The 21,983-nt window shown below is 33.0% G+C and carries 25 protein-coding genes and 1 tRNA gene; 6 read left to right on the top strand and 20 right to left on the bottom strand.

Annotated elements, in window-relative coordinates:
• Positions 1–37 precede the first annotated feature (37 nt).
• From AC5ZCW_RS11310 to AC5ZCW_RS11265, 10 genes are all read right to left on the bottom strand, one after another.
• The gene (locus tag AC5ZCW_RS11310; protein WP_496119845.1) at positions 38–880 is read right to left on the bottom strand and encodes a FecR family protein; all 843 of its coding nucleotides are present in this window, start codon (positions 878–880) and stop codon (positions 38–40) included.
• Between the two features lie 12 nt (positions 881–892).
• Positions 893–1,102, bottom strand: a complete 210-nt coding sequence (locus tag AC5ZCW_RS11305; RefSeq protein WP_496119843.1) for a hypothetical protein — start codon at positions 1,100–1,102, stop codon at positions 893–895.
• Positions 1,103–1,148: 46 nt separating this feature from the next.
• A complete protein-coding gene (locus tag AC5ZCW_RS11300; protein WP_496119841.1) occupies positions 1,149–1,670 on the bottom strand; it encodes an RNA polymerase sigma factor in 522 nt (173 codons plus the stop codon).
• Positions 1,671–1,891: 221 nt separating this feature from the next.
• The gene (locus AC5ZCW_RS11295) at positions 1,892–2,608 is read right to left on the bottom strand and encodes a type 1 glutamine amidotransferase (protein WP_496119839.1); all 717 of its coding nucleotides are present in this window, start codon (positions 2,606–2,608) and stop codon (positions 1,892–1,894) included.
• 69 nt (positions 2,609–2,677) lie between these two features.
• The gene (locus AC5ZCW_RS11290) at positions 2,678–3,172 is read right to left on the bottom strand and encodes a GNAT family N-acetyltransferase (RefSeq protein WP_496119837.1); all 495 of its coding nucleotides are present in this window, start codon (positions 3,170–3,172) and stop codon (positions 2,678–2,680) included.
• A 7-nt stretch (positions 3,173–3,179) separates the two neighbouring features.
• Positions 3,180–4,598 carry an aminotransferase-like domain-containing protein gene (locus tag AC5ZCW_RS11285; protein ID WP_496119835.1) on the bottom strand — a complete coding sequence of 473 codons (1,419 nt, stop codon included), beginning with the start codon at positions 4,596–4,598 and terminating at the stop codon, positions 3,180–3,182.
• 19 nt (positions 4,599–4,617) lie between these two features.
• Positions 4,618–4,986 carry a hypothetical protein gene (locus tag AC5ZCW_RS11280; protein ID WP_496119833.1) on the bottom strand — a complete coding sequence of 123 codons (369 nt, stop codon included), beginning with the start codon at positions 4,984–4,986 and terminating at the stop codon, positions 4,618–4,620.
• Positions 4,987–5,181: 195 nt separating this feature from the next.
• Positions 5,182–5,439, bottom strand: a complete 258-nt coding sequence (locus AC5ZCW_RS11275) for a hypothetical protein (protein WP_281633763.1) — start codon at positions 5,437–5,439, stop codon at positions 5,182–5,184.
• 71 nt (positions 5,440–5,510) lie between these two features.
• Positions 5,511–5,921 carry an ACT domain-containing protein gene (locus AC5ZCW_RS11270; RefSeq protein WP_343544975.1) on the bottom strand — a complete coding sequence of 137 codons (411 nt, stop codon included), beginning with the start codon at positions 5,919–5,921 and terminating at the stop codon, positions 5,511–5,513.
• Positions 5,922–5,996: 75 nt separating this feature from the next.
• Positions 5,997–6,070: transfer RNA gene (locus AC5ZCW_RS11265), tRNA-Met, on the bottom strand.
• A gap of 150 nt (positions 6,071–6,220) precedes the next feature.
• Between AC5ZCW_RS11265 and AC5ZCW_RS11260 the strand changes: the two genes are divergently transcribed.
• Positions 6,221–6,613, top strand: a complete 393-nt coding sequence (locus AC5ZCW_RS11260; protein ID WP_095929482.1) for an START-like domain-containing protein — start codon at positions 6,221–6,223, stop codon at positions 6,611–6,613.
• A 54-nt stretch (positions 6,614–6,667) separates the two neighbouring features.
• Complete coding sequence (locus AC5ZCW_RS11255) at positions 6,668–7,504, top strand: aminotransferase class IV (protein WP_343544976.1); 837 nt, start codon at positions 6,668–6,670, stop codon at positions 7,502–7,504.
• Here the strand turns inward: AC5ZCW_RS11255 and AC5ZCW_RS11250 are convergent.
• The 7 genes from AC5ZCW_RS11250 to AC5ZCW_RS11220 form a co-directional block, all read right to left on the bottom strand.
• Positions 7,501–8,061 carry a YqgE/AlgH family protein gene (locus AC5ZCW_RS11250; RefSeq protein ID WP_008464759.1) on the bottom strand — a complete coding sequence of 187 codons (561 nt, stop codon included), beginning with the start codon at positions 8,059–8,061 and terminating at the stop codon, positions 7,501–7,503. The two genes, AC5ZCW_RS11255 and AC5ZCW_RS11250, sit on opposite strands and share 4 nt — an antisense overlap.
• Positions 8,062–8,189: 128 nt before the next feature.
• Positions 8,190–8,462 (bottom strand): HU family DNA-binding protein, encoded by a 273-nt coding sequence (locus AC5ZCW_RS11245; protein ID WP_008464760.1) that lies wholly within the window; start codon positions 8,460–8,462, stop codon positions 8,190–8,192.
• Positions 8,463–8,642: 180 nt separating this feature from the next.
• Entirely contained in the window at positions 8,643–9,590 is a 948-nt protein-coding gene (gene fmt, locus AC5ZCW_RS11240; protein ID WP_343544977.1) for a methionyl-tRNA formyltransferase, read from the bottom strand.
• Complete coding sequence (locus AC5ZCW_RS11235) at positions 9,590–11,485, bottom strand: RecQ family ATP-dependent DNA helicase (RefSeq protein WP_343544978.1); 1,896 nt, start codon at positions 11,483–11,485, stop codon at positions 9,590–9,592. Before AC5ZCW_RS11235 ends, fmt begins: the two co-directional genes overlap by 1 nt.
• 65 nt (positions 11,486–11,550) lie before the next feature.
• Positions 11,551–12,084 carry an AAA family ATPase gene (locus AC5ZCW_RS11230; protein WP_177212237.1) on the bottom strand — a complete coding sequence of 178 codons (534 nt, stop codon included), beginning with the start codon at positions 12,082–12,084 and terminating at the stop codon, positions 11,551–11,553.
• Between the two features lie 447 nt (positions 12,085–12,531).
• The gene (locus tag AC5ZCW_RS11225; RefSeq protein ID WP_496119827.1) at positions 12,532–13,143 is read right to left on the bottom strand and encodes a hypothetical protein; all 612 of its coding nucleotides are present in this window, start codon (positions 13,141–13,143) and stop codon (positions 12,532–12,534) included.
• A gap of 16 nt (positions 13,144–13,159) precedes the next feature.
• Positions 13,160–14,071: an alpha/beta hydrolase family protein gene (locus AC5ZCW_RS11220; protein ID WP_496119825.1), complete on the bottom strand. Its 912-nt coding sequence runs from the start codon at positions 14,069–14,071 to the stop codon at positions 13,160–13,162.
• Positions 14,072–14,393: 322 nt separating this feature from the next.
• On the opposite strand from AC5ZCW_RS11220, the gene AC5ZCW_RS11215 reads away from it, so the two are divergent.
• The 4 genes from AC5ZCW_RS11215 to AC5ZCW_RS11200 all read left to right on the top strand — a co-directional run bounded on the left by AC5ZCW_RS11215 (position 14,394) and on the right by AC5ZCW_RS11200 (position 17,847).
• Positions 14,394–14,690 (top strand): DUF493 family protein, encoded by a 297-nt coding sequence (locus tag AC5ZCW_RS11215; RefSeq protein ID WP_066033683.1) that lies wholly within the window; start codon positions 14,394–14,396, stop codon positions 14,688–14,690.
• Positions 14,691–14,694: 4 nt separating this feature from the next.
• Positions 14,695–15,420, top strand: a complete 726-nt coding sequence (locus tag AC5ZCW_RS11210) for a DUF4290 domain-containing protein (protein ID WP_177212240.1) — start codon at positions 14,695–14,697, stop codon at positions 15,418–15,420.
• A gap of 89 nt (positions 15,421–15,509) precedes the next feature.
• Positions 15,510–16,823 (top strand): UDP-N-acetylglucosamine 1-carboxyvinyltransferase, encoded by a 1,314-nt coding sequence (murA, locus tag AC5ZCW_RS11205; protein WP_496119822.1) that lies wholly within the window; start codon positions 15,510–15,512, stop codon positions 16,821–16,823.
• A gap of 148 nt (positions 16,824–16,971) precedes the next feature.
• Positions 16,972–17,847 carry a cation diffusion facilitator family transporter gene (locus AC5ZCW_RS11200; protein WP_281633757.1) on the top strand — a complete coding sequence of 292 codons (876 nt, stop codon included), beginning with the start codon at positions 16,972–16,974 and terminating at the stop codon, positions 17,845–17,847.
• Positions 17,848–18,026: 179 nt separating this feature from the next.
• Here the strand turns inward: AC5ZCW_RS11200 and AC5ZCW_RS11195 are convergent, their stop codons facing one another.
• The 3 genes from AC5ZCW_RS11195 to AC5ZCW_RS11185 form a co-directional block, all read right to left on the bottom strand.
• Positions 18,027–20,516, bottom strand: coding sequence for a DUF5686 and carboxypeptidase regulatory-like domain-containing protein (locus AC5ZCW_RS11195; protein ID WP_496119820.1), 2,490 nt, complete (start codon positions 20,514–20,516; stop codon positions 18,027–18,029).
• A 147-nt stretch (positions 20,517–20,663) separates the two neighbouring features.
• A complete protein-coding gene (gene aroQ / locus AC5ZCW_RS11190; protein ID WP_111285810.1) occupies positions 20,664–21,077 on the bottom strand; it encodes a type II 3-dehydroquinate dehydratase in 414 nt (137 codons plus the stop codon).
• Positions 21,078–21,210: 133 nt separating this feature from the next.
• On the bottom strand, positions 21,211–21,777 hold the full coding sequence (locus tag AC5ZCW_RS11185) for a porin family protein (RefSeq protein WP_281633755.1): 567 nt from the start codon (positions 21,775–21,777) through the stop codon (positions 21,211–21,213).
• Between the last annotated feature and the right edge of the window lie 206 nt (positions 21,778–21,983).

Genomic DNA, 21,983 nt, shown 5'->3' with positions numbered 1-21,983 from the left:
GGATGTGTAGTTTCGCGGCTTACATCCTTTCTTGTTTTTATTGAAAAGTGATCTGTTTTAAATCTTCATTTATTTCAAAGTTTAGGTTATACATTTCTGATAATAATTGTACAATTGTTTTTAAATCTTCTTTTTTATTGATTCGAATCGTGATTTTCTGATTCATATTTTCTTTAGGAAGAATCACCTTGTAACCATAGTTTTCTTCAATATAAAGGCTTACTGCAGAAAGGTTTTCGTTGTCAAAATCTACAAAGTGGCTAAATTCTGTTACTGAAGCAATTTGGTTTCCATAAGTAAATTTTTCACCTGGTTTCAAGATCCATTTTTGATCTTTGCCTTTCACATTCATTTGAACACTTCCTTCAAAAAGTTCAACAGTTACTTCTTTGTTTTCAGATTCTTTAACTGTAAATGAAGTTCCTAAAACAGTAGTTGTTGTTTCGTTGCAGAAAACTTGAAAAGGATGCTGTTTGTCTTTTTTTACCTTAAAATAAGCTTGACCTACAATTTCTATTTTTCTGTTTGAAGCGAAATTTTGCCCGAAAGAAATTTTAGATTTCGGACTTAACTCGACTTTTGAGCTATCTGGTAAAACAATAAACTTTATTGCTGAGGTAGTATTTTCAATTACGTTTTCGGCAAGAACTATGTTTTCGGCAGTAGGTTCTTGGTTAAAGTAAATTCCAGTTCCAATAAGAACAAAAAGCAAAACCGAAGCCGCCGCATAAATACGCCAAGGCTTAAATTTTCTTTTCTTCTCTGAAAATGTTTTAGCATGAAATTGTTCCCACGAAGCTTCTTTTTTATTATCTGAATGTGCTTCAGGTTTTTCATTCCATAACTTTTCAAATTCCTCATCAAATTTTTCTTGATTCATTTTTTTTAGCTATTAAATGATTTGACACTGAAATCCATGTTTATTAAAAACACGGTAAACCATTTCTTTAATGTCGCGGTTGGTTTCGATTTTCAAGATATTTTCCTGTCCTTGATGATCGAAATTTATAATACAGTCAGAAATAACAAACTGCAAAAGAGCTACAAGTAAACTTGCGTCTTTTTTTGTTCTAACATTAGTTTTATACGCTTCAATGTGCATTTTTAGTTCTTGTTTTTAAGTATAACAAACGAGAACTAAAAAGTTCCTAATGGTTTTCTATTTTTTTTCGAATAAATTTACTGGCGAGATAAATATGATTGGCAATGGTCTTCTCAGAAAGATCCGTTATTTCTGCAATCTCCTTATAGCTAAGGTTTTCCAGTTTATGTAAAGTAAATATTTTTTGCTGCTGTTCTGGAAGCTGACTAATGAAATTTTGAAGCTTTTCTTGTCTTTCTTCAAAAATTCCGAAATCTGTTTCTTCCTCAGGCACGTCAACTTGAGCAGGATTAAGCTGTATTATTTTACTTTCTCTGTTAATGTGATTAATAATGATGTTTTTGCAGATAACAAATATCTGTTTGTCGAACAGCACCTCTTCGTTAAGCAGTTCTCTTTTATTATATAATCTTATAAAAGTCTCTTGAACAAAATCTTCGGGAGTAAATACAGAAGAATTAAATCGTTTGGCAATATTTATAAGTTTATCGTAATAGTTGAAGTAGACTTCTTTGAAAGCTGCTTCATTACCTTTTTTTAAACTTAAAATAAATTTCTTATTGTCCATAACGAAAATATCGTGACTAGATTCCTAGTTCTAAACTCATTGGAGTCAATATTATTGTATTCAGAATTTGAGTAAACGCAAGTGAGAATGTAATAAGTTACAAAGAACCGTAATTTAATTTTAGATTTGACGCTTTTGTTTGATAAATGTTACAATTTAATTCAAATAAAAACCCTTAAATGTTTTCATTCAAGGGTTTGTTTTATTGTAAATAAGAAATTCTAGTTTTTATAATCTGCGATAAGTTTATCAAGAAACTGAAATAATTTTTCATTCATTTCGGTATAATCGTAGGAAAGAATTTCTTTTGGATTCTGAACAAATTGATGTTTTTTACTTTTAGCCAACAATTCAGTTTCACTTTCAATTAAAAGAGCAACTACCTCGGTTGTTAATTCCATGTGGCATTGAAATCCGTAAACAAGATTAGAATATGAAACAATTTGAATCGGACAGCCTTCGCTAAAAGCAAGGATTTCGCTTTCTTTTGTTAAGCCAGGCATATCGTTGTGCCAGTGGCCAACGTTAAGACTTTTGCCAAAATGATTTACTTTTTCGTCTTTTAATCCGTTTTCAGTTAAAGTTATTGAGAAAACGCCAATTTCTTTCTCTGGACTATGATCGAATTTTGCTCCTAAAGCTTCACCAATTAATTGGGAACCTAAACAAACGCCAACAACAGTTTTTTCTGCAGAAATACATTTTTGAATCAGAGTAATTTCGGCTTTAGCATTAAAATGCGGACATTCTTCGAGAGTTGTATTTGGGCTTTGAGGTCCGCCCATTACAATAAGCATATCGATAAATTCAACAGAATCGGGGAGTGCTTCATTTTTAAAAACTTTCGAAAAAGATATTTTATAATTTCTATTTTCTGCCCAATTCAGATAAGCTCCCGGAGCCTCATATGTTTCGTGCTGTACTATATGTATATTCATTCTTTTTGAAATTTACCGCAAATTTATTTGAGATCGAAAAAGTTTCAATAGTCCACTTTTTTTATAAAGTTATAGTCCAGTTTCGGAATTAAGTACAAGCATCATTTGAATATCTACTCTATTGTAAGCCGAAGAAAGACCTGTTATTTTTTTAAAACCTAATTTTTCATATAATTTTATAGCAGGTTTCAGTTTGGTGTTGCTTTCCAGATAGATTCTTGAAGCGCCTTTGTCTGTAGCCCATTTCATTGCCGATTCAGCCAGTAATAATCCAACGCCTTTTCCTTGCGCTTTTGGACTTACAGCCATTTTTGCCAATTCGTAATCATAGTTTTTTCCGTCACTTTTGATTAAAGCACAAACGCCTAATACTTCATCGTTTAAAACTGCAGAAAATATTTCACCACCTTTGTCTATAATATATTCTTCAGCATGATCGAGCGCTTTTACATCATTGGGTTCAACCTCAAAATAAGTTGAAATCCATTCTATATTTAAATCCTTAAAGCTTTTTAGATATTTGGGTTTGTAAGTTGTTATTTCTACTTGATCTTTATTCTTCATAATGCTATTAAATACTGTTTTTTATCATTCTGCCCAATTTTTCCAAATCAGAATCTACTCGTTCATTCCATTCTAAGACATAGGTTAATCGCATGCAGTTGTTGTATTGATTGTACTGCGAAAAAATTCTTCCTGGCGCAAAGACGATATTTTGGGCTAGGGCAGTGTTGTATAATTCTGTTGTAGAAATTCTTTCATCTAATTCTAGCCATAACATAAAGCCGCCTTTTGGTTGTGCTATTTTAGTGTTATCCGGAAAATAAGATTCTACTGCACGACTAATCTGAAGATAATTATTGTAAAGCTTATTTCTAAAAGACCTCAGATGATGATCGTAACGTCCGTGTTCTAAGAAATCTGCAATTACATCTGAATATAAAGAAGAATTGCAAACTGTTTGAACTAGCTTTTGACGTATAATTTTATCTTTAAATTTTCCGGGAGCAATCCATCCAACACGATATCCGGGAGCAAGCGTTTTAGAAACAGATCCGATCCATAAAACCAAACCAGCTTCGTCATAAAATTTGCAAGGTTTAGGGCGCTCTGAACCAAAGTAAAGATTGCCGTAAATATCGTCTTCAATTAATGGAATGTTGTACTGAGTAATTAGTCTTACCAATTCCTGTTTGTTTTCATCAGGCATTTGAAACCCCATCGGATTATTAAAATTGGTAACAAAACAACAGGCCTTTATTTCAGGCATTACTTTTTTTAAAGCGTCGAGATCTATTCCATACAAAGGATGGGTCGGAATTTCAACAGCTTTTAAACCTAATGCCTTAATGGCTTGAAGTATTCCAAAATAAGCAGGACTTTCTACAGCAACACTATCTCCTGGAGATGTCACGGCCATAAGTGCATTGTACATGGCATGCATAGCACCAGAAGTAATTACAAGATCATCTTCGGTAATTTTTCCTTCCATAACAAGTGCCCATTTTGCAATGGCACGTCGAAGTTCTTCAGATCCTTGAACGGGTTCGTAGGTTGTGCCGGCGTCACTTCTATTTCGTACAGCATTGATGATTCCTTTGTTAAGTTTTGCAATTGGAAGAAAATTTTTTCCAGGTAACCCAAGTGCAAATTGTGTCACATCGGTTTGATTGATGGTACCGAAAACTTTATCAATAAGTTCTTCGGGTGTATTTTCTGTTTCATGATTGTCTATACTTGCAACCGTTGGAAGCCCCTTTGTGCGCTGTGAACTCTTACTCACATAATATCCTGTTTTTGGACGCGACTCTATGAGCGAACGGCTTTCCAGCTCTAAATATGCCTGTTTAATGGTGTTTAAACTAACATTATACAATTTTTGTGCGCTTCGTACTGAAGGCAATTTATCGCCAAGCACCAGAGTTTCAGTGTGAATCTGGTCTTCAATGATTTTGGCAATTTTTAAATATAATGTTTCTTGATTCTTCATTGTGCTTTTTCTTAAGCGTTTAAAGGTTTAGATAATGAATAAAATGTTCGGTACTTTTTTTTAGTTGTTCCGCATTATTAAAATTGGCACTTCTTTTTTTCGTTAGAAAATTTTTGATGTAGTCATTAAATGCTGCTTTGTCTTCATTTGTCAAACTTCCGTTATCATAAATTTTAAATTCGATTTCATTATTTTCATCCAATACTAAACTGGCAAACGAATTTATTTCATTGTCTTTTTCGCAGAGAAGAAAAGGCATTCCAAAAAGCATTTTATCTTCAGCTTTTTCACGCATGTTCTGAATGAAGATGTTTTGCAAAATCTCCATATCAAATACATAAACTTCTCTAAATGTTGTTTTTTTCTGTGTTACTGCTTTAGGTTCCATATCTTTTTTTAGCAAAATTATTGCTATTAAAAACTTGGGTACAGATACAGAAAATGCTTTTTTTATGGATACAGATAAAATTACTGCTTTTTGACGAGAAGAGAAAATAGCAAAAAAAAGAAAGTCCCTGAATGTTTTATTCAAGGACTTTTGGTATTCTTTTAATAAGTATTAAGGAAAGGACAATAAAAACAATTATTGGTTTTCCTTTTCCAAATCTGCGGCAGAAATCTGGTCTAATATATTAGTCTGATTTGGCGAAATGTAATTTTTGTTTTCGCTAATTTGCTCTTTCTTAAAAAGAAGATCTAATGCGTTGTAAAGTTTTAATAAAACATCTTTATCTTCTTTGGCAATATCCAAAGCAGTATTGAAATTAAAAACATAATTGTTAGAATTACGTACTTCTACTTTGATCGTTTTAGATGTGATCTTAAATTTTACTATGTCCATATGTTATAAAATTGCATCTGCAAAATAACTATTTTAATGGGAGTTATTGCGGTTATTTTTTGATTTTTTAATTACAAAGAATTTTTACTTTCTTGTTTTAATTTCAGGAGTACTTCCATTGCTTTCACAGCATCATTCTCATCAACAAAGATATGGTCGTGTAAATATGCCGCGACAACATTGCAGCTAATATTTGCATTTCCTAATGCTTGAGAAAATGCAGCAGTTAAACCTACAGCGGCCAAAGAAGAATGAACTTCTAAAGTTATCCAAGAAGCAATATAAGAGAAAGTAAGATTTAGCTCTTCTGCAAAGCGTTTTTCTAATACTAAAGTGATTCCTTCTTTTTCTTTAAATAGAAACAAAATCTTTGAAAAAGGAATCTGATCTAGAGCATCAACTTTTGTAAAAACATATTTTCCTTCATTAAGAACAGGATTAAGATTCTTTAAAATAGTACTTAAATTAATTTCTCCTTCCATAAAATTAGGATTGTTTTTTATTTAAAAATAATAAAAAACCCTTAAACATTTCTGTCTAAGGGTTTTACCTTCTAGTAGCGAGGACGGGAGTTGAACCCGTGACCTCAGGGTTATGAATCCTGCGCTCTAACCAACTGAGCTACCTCGCCTGGACTGCTATCATGAATTCCTGATTGCGGGTGCAAAGATATAAATATTATTAAAGCATACAAGCATAAAATGAAGAAAAAAAAATATTTTTAAAAATGCATTGTTTTTGGACATATATTCTTATATTTCGAAAAAATTAAAAGTAGCACATGGATTCAAAAATACGTTACGAAATCGAGTTTCCGATCAATTCTTCGCCGCAATTATTGTATCAATATATATCAACTCCGTCAGGTTTACAAGAATGGTTTGCTGACAATGTTAATTCAAGAGGTGAGTTTTTTACCTTTATGTGGAATGATTCACAAGAAAAAGCGCGTCTGGCTTCAAAAAAATCTGGAGAAAAAGTAAAATTTAAATGGGTTGATGACAGCAGTAAGGATACTGAGTACTTTTTTGAACTTCATATTTTAGTAGATGAATTGACTAAAGATGTATCGTTAATGGTAGTTGATTTTGCCGATAAAGATGAATTGGGAGAAGCTAAACAATTGTGGGAGAATCAAATCTCAGATCTAAAACATCTTATAGGATCTGTTTAGTAAAAGTCTATTTTATACCTTATATTTGCCCTGAACAAAATTCAGGGTTTTTTTATGATTAATTTTAACGGAAATATAGCGAAGGAAGATAATATACTAACTCTAAACCGCGCTTTTTTGTATGGTGACGGAATTTTCGAAACAGTAAAAATTGTCAACGGAAAAATCTTGTTCCTTGAAGATCATTATTTTAGATTAATGGCTTCAATGCGTGTAGTTAGAATGACGATTCCTATGGATTTTACAATGGAATATTTTGAAGAGCAAATTCTTAATTTGGTTAATCAATTAAATATTGCCTCTTCAGCACGCGCAAGAATTACTGTTTTTAGAAATGATGGCGGTTTGTATCTTCCAAAAAGCAATGATATTTCATTCTTAATCAATGCCATTTCTCTTGGAAATAAAGCCTACAGTATAAATGCAAACGAATACGAAGTAGATTTGTATAAAGACTTCTATGTGACAAAACAATTATTATCATCTCTTAAAACAACAAATAAGATGATCAATATTACAGGAAGTATTTATGCGAGTGAAAATGATCTTGCGAATTGTATTTTACTGAATGATAGTAAAAATGTTGTAGAAGCACTTCAGGGGAATGTTTTTATGGTAACAGGTAACAAGCTTATTACACCTCCAGTTTCAGAAGGTGCTTTAAACGGGATTATGCGCAAGCAAATTTTAGCATTGGCTAAAAAAGTTGAAGGCATAGAAGTTGTAGAAGATATAATTTCGCCTTTTGATCTTCAAAAAGCAGACGAATTATTTCTGACTAATGTAATCACGGGAATACAGCCGATAACTAAATATCGAAAAAAGGAGTTTACAACAAATCTGGCTCATTTATTAGTGCAGCGACTAAACGAATCCATTTCTGAAAATTAATTCAGATATGGATTTTCTGGTGCATTAGACCAAATAAGATAATCACCGCCAAGCTCAATAATCTGCTCTTTCCAAAAATGGGTAGTAGATTTTCCGATAATTTTATTTTTGTAATTATTATCAGCAATAATCCAAGAGTTTCCTTGCATCTCATTCTCAAGCTGATTTTCTTCCCAGCCAGTGTAGCCTAAGAAAAAACGAATATTATTTTTACTAATAGATCCGTTGTTTATTAAGTCTTTGGTTGACTCAAAATCGCCACCCCAATAAATCCCGTTTGAAATCTCAACACTATTTGGGATCAACTCAGGAATATTGTGAATAAAATAAAGGTTGTCTTGTTCTACAGGGCCGCCGTTATATATCTTAAAGTTAGCATCAATCTCAGGAATCAAGTCATTAATGGTATATTTTAATGGCTTGTTAATTATAAAACCTATTGATCCTTCTTTGTTATGGTCTGCTAATAAAATTACCGATCTATTAAAAGATAAATCTCCAATTATTGAAGGCTCGGCAATAAGCAGGTGTCCTTTTTTTAATTTTTCTGAAATCATACGGTTACAATTTTTATTAAATTTAATCATAAAAAAATTAAAATCACAAAAAAAATCGTTAAACCGCATAAAAAAACCTTCCAGAAGGAAGGTTTTAATTATATTATAAGTTTAGAGAACTTTCTTACTTAGTTCACTGCACCTTCTAATTCAGCACCAGCTTTAAATTTTACAACGTTTTTAGCTGCGATTTTGATAGTTTTTCCTGTTTGAGGGTTTCTACCGTCTCTAGCAGCTCTTGAAGATACTGACCATGATCCGAAACCTACTAATGAAACTCTTCCACCTTTTTTCAAAGTAGTTCCTACATTACCTAAAAAAGACTCTAAAGCTAATTTCGCCGCAGCTTTTGTAATTCCTGCATCAGCAGCGATAGCATCGATTAATTCTGATTTGTTCATAATAATTAGTTATTAATTGTTGGTTAAAAAAAATTGTTAATACACAAATTTAGTAGGAAATCCGTTGCGTGCAAGTGTTTTCTTTATTTTTAGCAAAAAATGTTAATAACTTGCTTTTTTTGTTCATAAAGAGTGTTGTTTATCGATGAAAAACAGGTACAAACCCCTGTTTTACTGACCTTAATACACTTTTGCAGCATCTGAAAAACTCACTCCATTTAATAATTCTGAAGCAAGCATTCTCTTTTTTCCTGGAAATTGTAGACTTAATAACTGAATAAAGCCCTCTTTTATTGCAATCTTGATTTCTTTTTTACTGCTAATTAACTTTCCGGTCTCATAAGAATGTGATTCTGAGATTAGTTTTGCTTCGTAAATTTTTATGTTAAGTTCTTCATTTTGATCTTTTAAATAACACCAAGAAGCAGGATATGGGCTTAAGCCTCGAATCAAATTATTAATTTCTGCGCCAGATTTCGTCCAGTCAATTTTACAGTTTTCCTTGTTTAACTTATAAGCTGTTTTAATATTGTCGTTATCTTCTTGGATTGTTGTGGTTACATTTCCGCTTTCTATAACTTTTAAAGTATCAATTACAGTCGTGCTTCCTAATTCCATTAAACGATCATGCAGTTGTCCTGCCGTTTCTTCTGGTTCAATATTGATTTCAGAATTTAAAATCATAGCTCCGGTATCAATTTTATCATCAATAAAGAATGTTGTAACACCAGTTTTAGTTTCTCCATTAATAATAGCCCAGTTGATAGGAGCAGCTCCACGGTAATTTGGCAATAACGAAGCATGAAGATTAAAAGTTCCTAAACTTGGCATTTCCCAAACAACTTTTGGCAGCATTCTAAAAGCAACTACGATTTGTAGATTAGCATTTAACGCTTTTAATTCTGCTAAGAAATTTTCGTCTTTTAAATTGGTTGGTTGTAACAGAGTAAGATTGTTGGCAAGTGCATATTCTTTTACAGCCGAATATTTTATTTTTTGTCCGCGTCCCGCCGGTTTGTCTGCAGCAGTAATTACGCCAACAACGTCATAGTTATTTTTAATAATGGTATCCAAAATGCCAACGGCAAATTCTGGTGTTCCCATAAATATAATTCTCAATTTCTCCATTATGATTTTAAAGTGTATTTATTATTCGCTTGTATAATGATATGATTGTTTTCGAGCAATTCTTGAAGAACCATAATAATGTCTTTTGCGTCCATTTTGATTTGATTTTCAATTTCTCTCGAAGTCAACGAAGCTGTTTTGAGCAAAGAAAGGATTTTGTCTGCAATCGAATCAGCTTCAGTGATTTTTCCTTTTTGTGTAATGCAATAAGAACATATGCCACAATTTTCAGTTGTTTCTTCTCCAAAATAATTCAAAACCAATCTGTTTTTACAGGTTTTGTTATCCTTTATATAATGAAGAACCGACAAAAGCTGTTCTTTTTTAACCTCGTTTTGTTTTTCTAAATACTTCGAGACTCTATTTATAGTAAGATCATCCTCGCGGATTTCATTAAATAATATAGTAGCGTCGTTGTTTTTAGACTTGTATTCTATAATTTCTTTTTCTCTTAACTTTTCTAAAAGTGCTGTAACTTGTTCTTCTGAGTGATGAGATTTTTTAGCAATTAAACCAAGATTCAGATTAGATTTAACGTCATAAATTCCAGGATAAGTTCTCAAAATAGCCAGTATAATCTCTTCGTCATTCGGATTCAAACTTATGTATCGAATGACTTCTTTAGATTCTATTAAAAATTGAGCGCTAATTTTTTCTGAGAATTCTTGAGACATTGTAATAATTCCCTGCTGATTTAAAAATTGTAAAGAATTGTAGGTTTTAAGAGTAGGGAAGTCGTATTTATTGCAAAAGTGATTCAGCTTAAATGAAAAAGATTCATCTAGACCTTCGCCATATGCAATCTGAAAATAATTACAGAGTTTGATGTACATTGTTTTTAAAAACTTCTTGTCGGGAAGAATGTTTATAAACTGCTGTTCGGTCTGAATCATGTCTGAATTATTGTAAAGCAAAACCGAAAAAGCTTTTTCGCCATTTCGTCCCGCCCTGCCAGACTCCTGATAATAGTTTTCTATGTTTTCTGGAAGCTGTGTATGAATAACGGTTTTAACATTGTCTTTGTCAATTCCCATTCCAAAAGCATTTGTTGCCACAATAACTTGTGCTTGCTGTGACATCCACAACTGCATGTTTTTGTCTTTTTCTTTAGACGAAAGTCCGCCGTGATAATACGTTGATGTAAAACCTAAAGATTGCAATTGCGAAGACATATTCAAACATGCTTTGCGATTTCGTACATATATAATAGAAGGCTGCGGATTCTTTTTAAGGATCTGTTCAGTACGATATAATTTATCTTCGACTTCAAAAACCATGTAACCGATATTTTTTCGCTCAAATGACTGCTGAAAATGTTTCGGATTTTTTAATTCTAACTGCGTTCTAATATCTTCAATAACTCTCGGAGTTGCTGTAGCAGTCAGAGCTAAAAACGGAATTTTAGGGAAGAACTTTTTCAGATCCGAAATTTTAAGATATGCAGGCCTAAAATCATGACCCCATTGCGAGACACAATGCGCTTCGTCAATAGCAATTAAATTGATAGGAAGGTTTTTAATGCGCTCCAGAATCCAATCTGATTGCAAACGCTCTGGGGATAAGTAGAGAAATTTGTAGTTTCCGTACTGACAATTATCAAGAAGGTCAATCAATTCTTCGGTGTGAATTCCGCCCGTAAGAGCAATTGCTTTAATATCTCTTTTCTGCAGATTGGCAACCTGATCTTTCATTAAAGCAATCAAAGGAGAAATAACAAGACAGATTCCTTCCTGCATCATGGCCGGAACCTGAAAACAAATCGATTTTCCGCCGCCTGTCGGAAGTACCGCAAAAGTATCCTGTCCTTCAAGAACCGAATCGATAATTTCTTTTTGCAACGGTCTAAAACTGTCGTGTTTCCAGTATTTTAGAAGAATATCCTGCGCTCCGAGCATTGCGTAAGTTTTAAAGTTAAAAATTTAGAAAACAGCTTCTAGTTTTGCAACTTTAAAACCTTTTGCTAAATTTTGTCTAAGATATAAAGAATTCTGTTTTCAACCGTATCTTTTGGAACCTCAATTAGTTCGTAACCGTATTTTTTATAGGTCTCAACAAGATGTTCCTGAATTTTAACTGCCTGTTCAAAATTTTCATAACGCTCTGCGTCGCTTTGGTAAATTTCTTCCCATGGCGGCAGAATAAAAGTTTTAGAATATTTATAGTCCTCGCAAGCCTTAACGAAACTTTCCGGATATTCGTCGCCAATATAATCCATATAAGCAACAACATCTGGAATTCCTCGGTCAATAAAAACCACATTGTCAGGTTCTTCAAGAGCGTTTTTGTATTGTTCTATACGACCTTCAAGCAACATTTGGCTAAATAAAAGAGGCTGTTCTAGAAACAGCTGCTCAATGCCTTCCTGCTGTGCTTTCATGGTAACCTGTCTAGAGATTTCTGGATAGCAGCAAAAGCCACGAGCTACCAATTCGTTAATAAGTGTTGATTTTCCAGTACCAGGTCCGCCAAGCAAGACTATAATTTCTTTTTGCACTATTCTAAAAATAAAGCGCAAATTTACCTAAACTTATTTATAATTAAAAAGAATATTTACTTGAAGCGAAAGATTTGGCATTTTTTGCAGTCATGGGTTCCTGCTGTCCGCTCCAATCTTTTGCTTTTTAAAGAAAAAAGCAAAAGGATTTCCGCTTCCATCAGGGGTAAAAAGGAGAGATGGTTTTGTTTTTGGAATTATTAAAAAGATAACTTTTGAAAAGAAGAAAGTCCCAGAGGGATGACATATTTATAGAAAAATTATGCGTTATTAATATAAAGCTCCAGCGGAGCGACATATTTAGAGTGATTTATATGTCGCTCCGCTGGAGCTTTTTGATGCTGTATGATGTATTTGCTATAAATATTTTGCTCCGCTGGAGCAGTTTTTATTTAAATTGCCGTTGGTTTTAACCAACGGAATTTTTGAAGATGTAGAATTTTGGCTTTAGCCAAATATTTGCCACCATTTTCTTTTGGCTTTTGGAATAATTACTCTAGGATTATCTTCTATTACGTTTCCATCAAAATCAAGAACGTATTCATTAGATTCAAAATCAAATAATCGTATTTTATCACTTTCGATATTGAAAGGCTTTTTATTTCCAATATTTACCCAAATATCTCTTCCTCCAAAACGCCAGATAATCTCTCCATTTTTTGTTATTCTGAAAATTTCTAATTCTCCATGAATAAGGAAATCTTCTTCAAGTTTGTAAAAACAAAAGTTGGTGAATTGATCAAACTCTTTTTGCCATATAATTTCTAATGAAGGAATTTTTAAACAGTAAATTTTATTGGAAACACGAATCCATATTTTATCATTTTCAATGATGTATGAGTTTTCATATATTCCTGTTGCTCCCTCAGTTTCACAAATTATTGCATTTGAAACCTCGATTCCATGTTCTTTAATAATGATAGCGTGCTTACTACTATAGTGAAATTCACTTTCTTCATAATAAACTTTTTGATATTGACGTAAATTATTGCTTGAATTTAAAATGTAATTTTTATTGTCAATAACTTCAATTTCAAAATTTTTATAATCAACTTTCATTGTTTTGCTTTAAGAATTATTCACAAAACGAATATTTTCCAGAACTTTTCCCATTTTTAGAAGGTACAATCACATGCGATTCAAATTTTTTTCCATTCAAAACATCATTCACAAAATCGAGAATATATTGCTGTCCTTGGTGGAAAAGATAACCAGAGAATTCATGCCCGCCGCCGCAGAAAGTGATGAGTTCAATATCTTTATGCAAGTCATTCATTTGATTGTAAACTGCATAAGAGCCAAAAAGAATCAGCCAGCCCGAAGCATTTGTCGGGCAAGAACGATGTGAACCTGCGGCGTATGGAACTGTATCGTCGTTGCTTCCGTGAGCCAATAACATCGGAATTGCTTTTTCTTTCGTAATCAAGTTAATATCCTGAATCGCTCCTGAACCTCCGATGAAGCCTTTGTATTTAAAGCTTTCAGGCAGATTGCTTTTATATAAATTCATTAGTTTGTAATCCCAAAAGGAAGCGTGGAAACCAATTTCGGCACCAGCGCTAATTCCAGAAATAAAGATTTTTGAAGTGTCAAGATTATATTTATCGGCATTCTCAACCAAGAAAGCTGTCGCTTGCCACATATCGCTGACACCAATTTGGATTGCTTTTATTTTTTCGGTTAAAGTTCCTTTGCATCCAAAATCTTTTCCTTTCATATATAAACTATATGAAATACTTGCAACAGCATAACCATTTTTTGCCATGAATAAACCAAAATCTTTTTCGCTTGTACGCTCTCCGCCAGAAAATCCGCCGCCGAAAGCAAACATAATAAGCGGAATTTTCTCGCCTGCTTTTTTCTTTGGCAGATACAAATCTAAATCTAGTTTTAAAGTGTCGTTTTGGAAATAAGTCAGTGTTTTGACTTCTTGTGCTTGAACTGAATTTAAGGTAAGAGCGATAAAAAGTAAAAGGAGTTTTTTCATTATAAATGTTTTTAATCTCGCAAAGTCGCTAAGACGCAAAGTTTTTTCGCAATATTGTCATTTCTCCTCTGTCGAAATGACAAACAGTACGATACATGTTTCCTTCTGGGGAACTTTTTGAGAAATATTGCAGGTATTGTTTTTCCCAAATATAAGCGTAAAATTTACAAAGAAATAATCTTTGATTGCTTTTTTCTCTGCACCTTTGTGCCTTTGTAACTTTGTCCCTTTAAAACAAAGTTTTAAGCCCCAAAAAAATCTAAAATCTAAACTCAAAAGTCTAAAATCAAAACCGTATATTTGCGTTTATTTTTAATTACGAATGGAGAACGATAAAGAAAAAAATACCGCCGAATTTTACGAAAGATTAAAAGTAGAGTTAGATAACGCAAATACTTGGCCAGCAGAATATTTATACAAATTTATTGTGCCTTCTGTAGCAGACAATGTAGAGCGTGTCGAAAAAGCTTTTGATCGAATGGGCGCGGTAATTAAAACAACAAAATCTAAAACAGGTAAATTTACCAGTGTTTCTGTAGACGTTACGATGCACAGCTCAGACGATGTGATTAGTAAATACAAAGAAGTTTCTACAATTGAAGGTATAGTTTCATTATAAACTTATGATCGAAAAATATAAAAGAGAAGCAGCAAGCGACGTTGTGTATAATTTAGAATATAATTCTGAAAGACAACGTTTGATTATCCCAGAATATGGTCGTCATTTACAAAAACTGATTGATCAGGCAACTGCAATCGAAGATGATGAAACGCGCAATAAAGCCGCAAAATATATCATTCAGGTTATGGGAAGTCTGAATCCGCATTTGCGTGACGTACCAGATTTTCAGCATAAACTTTGGGATCAGCTTTTTATTATGTCTGATTTTAAACTGAATGTAGAATCTCCGTATCCAATTCCGTCAAGAGAAGTTTTGGAGCTAAAACCGGATGCTTTGCAGTATCCGCAGAACTTTCCAAAGTATAGATTTTATGGTAACAATATCAAGTATATGATTGATGTTGCTAATAAATGGGAAGAAGGCGAAATGAAAAATGCATTGGTAATGGTAATTGCCAATCACATGAAAAAATCTTTCTTAAGCTGGAACAAAGACACCGTAAAAGACGATGTTATTTTTGAACATTTATATGAATTATCTGGAGGTAAAATCAATTTATTGCACAGTACAGAAGAGCTTTTAAATACGACAGACTTAATGCGTACAAACAAACGTATGTCTAATAAAACAGCTTCTGGTGCTCAGCCAAAAATTCAGAACAACAAAAATAACAACAACAAAGGCGGTCAAAAAAAGACATTTCAAAAAAACAATAATCAGAAATAAAAAAGGGTCTAAGATGCTAAGTTACTAAGACGCTAAGATTTTAGCTCAGAACCTTAGAATCTCAGAACCTTAGAACCTAAACAAAATCTATGGGAATTTTTAAAATCGAAGGAGGAACTCCTTTAAAAGGAGAAATCACTCCACAAGGAGCAAAGAATGAGGCACTACAAATTTTATGTGCTGTGCTTCTAACAGGAGAGAAAGTAAAAATTAATAACATTCCTGATATTATAGACATCAATAAATTAATCACTTTGCTTGGTAATTTAGGGGTGAAAATTCAACGTAACGAGCCGGGTTCAATTACTTTTCAAGCTGATGAAGTTAATGTTGGATATTTAGAAACTGAAGCTTTCAAAAAAGAAGGTGGAGCGCTTCGCGGTTCGATTATGATTGTTGGTCCGCTTTTGGCTCGTTTTGGAAAAGGTTATATTCCAAAACCTGGAGGAGATAAAATTGGACGTCGTAGATTAGATACTCACTTTGAAGGTTTTATTAACCTTGGAGCAAAATTTAGATACAACAGAGAAGATCACTTTTATGGAGTAGAAACTCCTAAGGAAGGTCTTAAAGGAACAGATATGCTTTTGGATGAAGCGTCTGTAACTGGAACAGCAAACATTGTAATGGCTGCAGTTCTAGCAAAAGGAACAACTACAGTTTACAATGCTGCTTGCGAACCATACTTACAGCAGTTGTGTAAAATGTTGAACTCTATGGGAGCTAAAATCACAGGAGTTGGGTCTAACTTATTGACTATCGAAGGTGTTGAAAGCCTAGGAGGATGTGAGCACAGAATTCTTCCAGATATGATCGAAATTGGTTCTTGGATCGGTCTTGCGGCTATGACAAAAAGCGAAATTACAATCAAAAATGTTAGCTGGGAAAACTTAGGTTTGATTCCGAATACGTTTAGAAAACTTGGAATTACGGTTGAAAAACGTAATGATGATATTTATATTCCTGCTCACAAAGATGGGTACGAAGTAAAAACAGATATCGACGGTTCTATTTTGACAATTGCTGATGCTCCATGGCCAGGATTTACGCCTGATTTATTAAGCATCGTTTTGGTTGTAGCAACTCAAGCTAAAGGAGATGTTTTAATTCACCAAAAAATGTTCGAAAGCCGTTTATTCTTCGTGGATAAATTGATTGATATGGGAGCAAAAATCATGTTGTGTGATCCGCACAGAGCTGTGGTTATGGGACATAATTTCGAATCTCAATTGAAAGCAACAACAATGTCTTCTCCTGATATTCGTGCGGGAATCTCATTATTAATTGCTGCGCTTTCTGCAAAAGGAATAAGTACAATCCAAAATATCGAGCAAATCGATCGTGGATACGAGCGTATAGATGAGCGTTTAAGAGCAATCGGCGCAAAAATCGTGAGAGCTTAAAAAAATATTTGCCACGAATTCACGAATTAAACTAATTCAAAATTTTTAAAGTCAAATTAAACGAATTTCATTTTAAAAATTAGAGAAATAAGATAAATTCTAAATTTCGTTTAATTCGTGAATTCGTGGCTAAAAAAAATGTCTTTAAATGACAAACGAACAAAAAGCTGTAAAAGCTACTATTTTTAGTATAATAGGAAATACCTGCCTGGCCCTTATAAAAGGTCTCGCAGGTTTTTTTGGCAATTCTTATGCCTTAATTGCTGACGCAATTGAATCAACGACTGATATATTTGCGTCATTTTTGGTGCTGTTTGGAATTAAATATTCGAATAAACCAGCAGACGAAAATCATCCTTACGGTCATGGCCGTGCAGAACCTCTAATTACCTTTTTGGTTGTTGGGTTTTTAATTACTTCGGCAACAATTATTGGTTATGAAAGTATCGCCAATATTGGAACTTCACACGATTTGCCTAAATCTTGGACTTTATATGTTTTAGGTGCAATTATTATCTGGAAAGAATATTCTTTTCGCTTGGTAATGAAACGTAGCCGACAAACCAATAGTTCTTCTTTGGCAGCAGATGCATGGCACCATAGAAGCGATGCTATAACTTCTGTGGCAGCTTTTATCGGAATTTCAATTGCTTTGGTCATGGGGAAAGGCTACGAATCTGCTGATGACTGGGCAGCACTTTTTGCGGCTTTTTTCATTTTATATAACAGCTACAAAATTTTCAGACCGGCACTTGGCGAAATCATGGATGAAAACCTAAACGATGATTTAGTAGAAGAAATCCGAATCGTTGCTTTGACAGTTCCAGGGATTCTTGGAACAGAAAAATGCTATATCCGAAAAGCAGGAATGCGTTATCATGTTGATCTTCACGCTATAGTTTCGGCTAAAATTTCTGTCAAAGAAGGTCATGATTTATCTCATAAACTACAAGATAAATTGAAAGAACAAATTCCGCAATTAGGAAATGTTTTGATTCATATAGAGCCAGATGATTATCATTGAAAGAGGTTCTAAGGTTCTGAGATACTGAGGTACTAAGTTTTTTTCTTTGTCAAAGTTTTAAACTTTGACAAAGATTAATTTTAAAACATTTGCGAGGGCTTCGACTTCGCTCAGTCTGACAAAACATAGTATTCGTTGCTAAAAGAAAAACTTAGCATCTCAGAACCTTAGAACCTTTTTTAATCTAACGCATTCAAAATCTTCAATCCAAACACAACGCCGTTTTGCTGCACGCCGCCTTGGTAAGAATGCACATAATCCACTCGGAATAATTTGAATTTACCAAAACCTAAGTTGTCTAAACCGACTGTGAATTCGGAATATGGTTTTCGATCTGGAATTGCAAGGGAATGAAAGCCAATATTCATAGTTGACTTTAAAAGATTTAGTAACGGAATTTTATTCATGATAAAACCTGTGTCATTATATTCGGTATGCATTTCGAAATAACTATCGTTTGTGCTGTTTGAATAATACGGCATCATATTAAAAACATTCAAATAACGTTCACTTGTTCCAATATGAGTTTGGTTTCCGTTAAAATGCCTGTAATCTATAAAGGAAATGTTTTCGGCGTTAAAGAATTTTCCACCTCTAAAATTGGTTCCTAAAAGACCTTTGTTTCCAAGTGATAAATCATATTGGACAGAAGCTCCAATTCTTTCATACTCATACTTTTTTTCGCTCGCCGCGAATGTTTTTTCAAAAGCTAGGTAAACCGTCGGATATTTATCGTTTTTGAAATTAAATCTTCCGTCAGGTCTAGAAATGTATTTGTTGCCAAAATTGATTCTAGTTGTTATAAGAGCTTTAAATAAATGATGCTGATTAAAAGCGGGTGTTGTAAAATCCTCTGGAGCCAAAGGATTATTAGAAGAATAAACATCATCTTTTTTAAAGAAAGAATAATCAGTTGTGTTGAAAAGTGGTTTTCGTTGTTCGTAGCCAACTTTTCCCGTAAGATTCATTCCGTTTGCAATATCTTGCCCATAATTAATTTCAACATATTCTAAATTATACAACTTCATATAATTGTCTTTGAAAAATAAGGAACTTACAGAATTGATAAGTTTAGAAATAGGTTCGGCACTATTAAACTGAGCCGTTTTTGTTCCTCCCGAACCCCAAATTGTGGCATAATTTATAGTATTGAATCTATGGCTGAATTCGCCAATTACGCGAAAGCGTTCGTCTGAAAAACCATAATTAAAAGTTGTACTTATAGAAGTGTTTGTTCCTTTTTCTTCATCCCATTTTCTAAAAGAGAAACCCGAATCCAGATTAAAACCTTGTACAGTATTAAAGCTTAAAGAAGCAACATTCAATAAACCTTTATAATCAAAAGAATATTTTTCAAAAGTATTTTTATAATCGTAGCCCATTAAAATATCCCAAACCTTAAACCTATTGTTTTTGGCATCTATAGAATCGGTATATTTTTTTGATTTTCTAATGGTTTGCAAGCTGTCTTTTTTAGCATAATCATTACTTTCTTCAATTGTTAACGGAATTGGACGAATTTCATTCCAAAAAGCATCATCTTTTTTGTTGGCATTAAGCTCAAAAGCTACAAGTTCATTCCCGAAAGTTTTCTTGTCGAAAGAATCAGGAAATTCATAATTCGAATAAACATAATTGAAATTTCCAGAAAACTTTATTCCAAAAATACCGGCATTAAAAGATAGAGTCTGTGCATTTTTAGACCAGATTTTATTTTTAGTATTGTAGCTAAAACTCTGTTTTAAATTCATTACCTCTGTAAATTCATTTTTCATTCGATACCCTTTGATGTTTAGATCAACGGCATAGATAGCAAAACTGTCGTCTACAATATAAATATAGCCTTCAAAAACAGGTTCTTTATCTCGTCTCGGAATAACTTTGATTTTATTAATCTGTTGATTATTGTCATCATAAAAAGTGCTTTCCAATTTGTATTTGTAATAATTGAAAGCATTATCGGCAATAGGAGAGATGAGTTTTACATCAAAATCTAAAGTGTTGTCGTAGAAGTCATAATTAGATAAGGCAGCCGTGTTATAGCTGTAGCCTCGATTGTTGCCCGAAATTTTTGAAGCAATAATTTTTTCTTTTAGTTTGTCTGGTTTTTCAAGAGCAACTTTTGAAACCGTTTCAGACAAATATAAAATACCTGTTCCTGTAGAATCTAAATTTGCGCCCATATCATTACCAAGTTCTACTTTTTTACCGAGGATTTTTTTTGGAAGATCTTTGACTTTAAACATTCCTTTCGAATAAAAATCGGCTGTATAATGTCCAGTTTTACCTAGATTTTCTTTCTTATGCGCAATAGCACTTTTTATGATAGCGTTTGCAGGATTGTTTTTAGGATCAATGATAACTTCATTTAATGCGAAACTTTCTTCCTGAAGTTTAACATCTAAATTGACAATTTTCGTTGCTGCTAAAACGGTTATTTTTTGAGTTTTATAGCCTAAATATTGAAAAGTGATTTTGTTTCCTCCAACTTCTTTTACATTCAGCTGATATTTTCCCTGTTCGTTTGTAGTAGTTCCAGAATAAGTATTTTCTTCAAAAACGGATACAAAAGGAAGCGGATTTCCCTTGTCATCTGTTACAGTTCCTCTTATTTGAGCAAAATTGGAAAGATAAAAAAAAAGAAAGGCAAATAAAGTATAGTTTCTCATATAGGTGTGGTTATCTTACAAAAATATAATAAGTTAAATCTGAGCTTATTAATAATTTGTTAAATTGAATGAGAGAGTTTGTCTGATTGAGCAAAGTCGAAGTCAGTAGTCTTAAAGGCCTTCGGCTTTGCTCAAAATGACATTATACTATAAAAAGGATTGTATAGCCAATTCGTAACTTTTTAGACCGAAACCTAAAATAACACCTTTAGCATTTCCAGATAAATAGGATTGATGTCTAAAACTTTCGCGCGCGTAAGTATTTGAAATGTGCACTTCAATTATAGGAGTTGTAACGGCTTTCATAGCATCGCCCAAACCTATAGAAGTATGTGTATAAGCACCAGCATTCAGAATAATTCCGTCAAAAGTAAAACCGCATTCTTGAATTTTACCAATCAGTTCGCCTTCAATATTGCTTTGGTAATAAGAAAGTTCGATGTTTGGGAATTTTTGTTTCAACGTTTCAAAATAATCTTCAAAAGTCTGACTACCGTAAACTTCTGGTTCGCGTTTTCCTAAAAGATTCAAGTTCGGTCCGTTGATAATGCAGATTTTCATAAAGTAATTTCGTTTTTAATTAAGTAATGTGATGCATTTTACATTTCATAAATGACATTTGACACATAAGTGTAAAAATAAAAAAACCGCACTAATAATTAGAGCGGTTTTTATAAAAGTATGTGATATTCTTTTAGAACATGAATCCAGCTGAAAGCTGAACTACTGAGTTTCTAATGTCTGCATTTGAAGAAGCGTCTGTTAATCCTAGACTATAACGTCCTTGAACAAAAATGCTTTCTGTAATTTTTAAACCTAAACCAGCATTAAGAGCAAAATCAAATGTGTTCGCATCGTCAAATCTTACATCATTTTTTTGACTTAATAAAAATGAAGCTTGTGGACCAACCTCTAAGCTTAATGATTTAGTCATGTAAATTTTTGCCATTACAGGAATCGATAAATAAGCTAATTTATTTTCGAAATCTTTTTGAGCATCAGAAAATTTATAAGTTGCTCCTTGAGTAGAATACAAAAGCTCTGGCTGAATTGCGAATTTTTCTAATAATTTTACTTCAGCTACTACACCGGCATGAAAGCTTGTGATTCCATCTTTATCAAACGCTACACCATTTAATGTTGCATCACCAGGCTGGCTTGCAAAGTTAACTCCGGCTTTTACCCCTAATTTCAATAATTGTGCTTGTACTGCCGCCGATGTTGCAATAAACAAAACAGCTGCTAAAAGTATTTTCTTCATAAAAAGGTTTTTAAAAATTGGTATTTTAAAATGTTATTCAAAGGTCAAAACTACATATTTAGCATTTTATTGCATTATAATTTGGATTAAATAATTAATAAAATTCCCACTCAAATTGATTTTTAATCTATAAAATCCTTCTTTTTCTCATCTAAAGTTTTGATTTTGAGCAAGTCTAAGTCAGTTTTATTTTTGTCCTATTTTAA

Source organism: Flavobacterium sp. PLA-DH12 (assembly GCF_059511845.1).
This window is presented reverse-complemented; position numbering and strand designations above follow the sequence as displayed.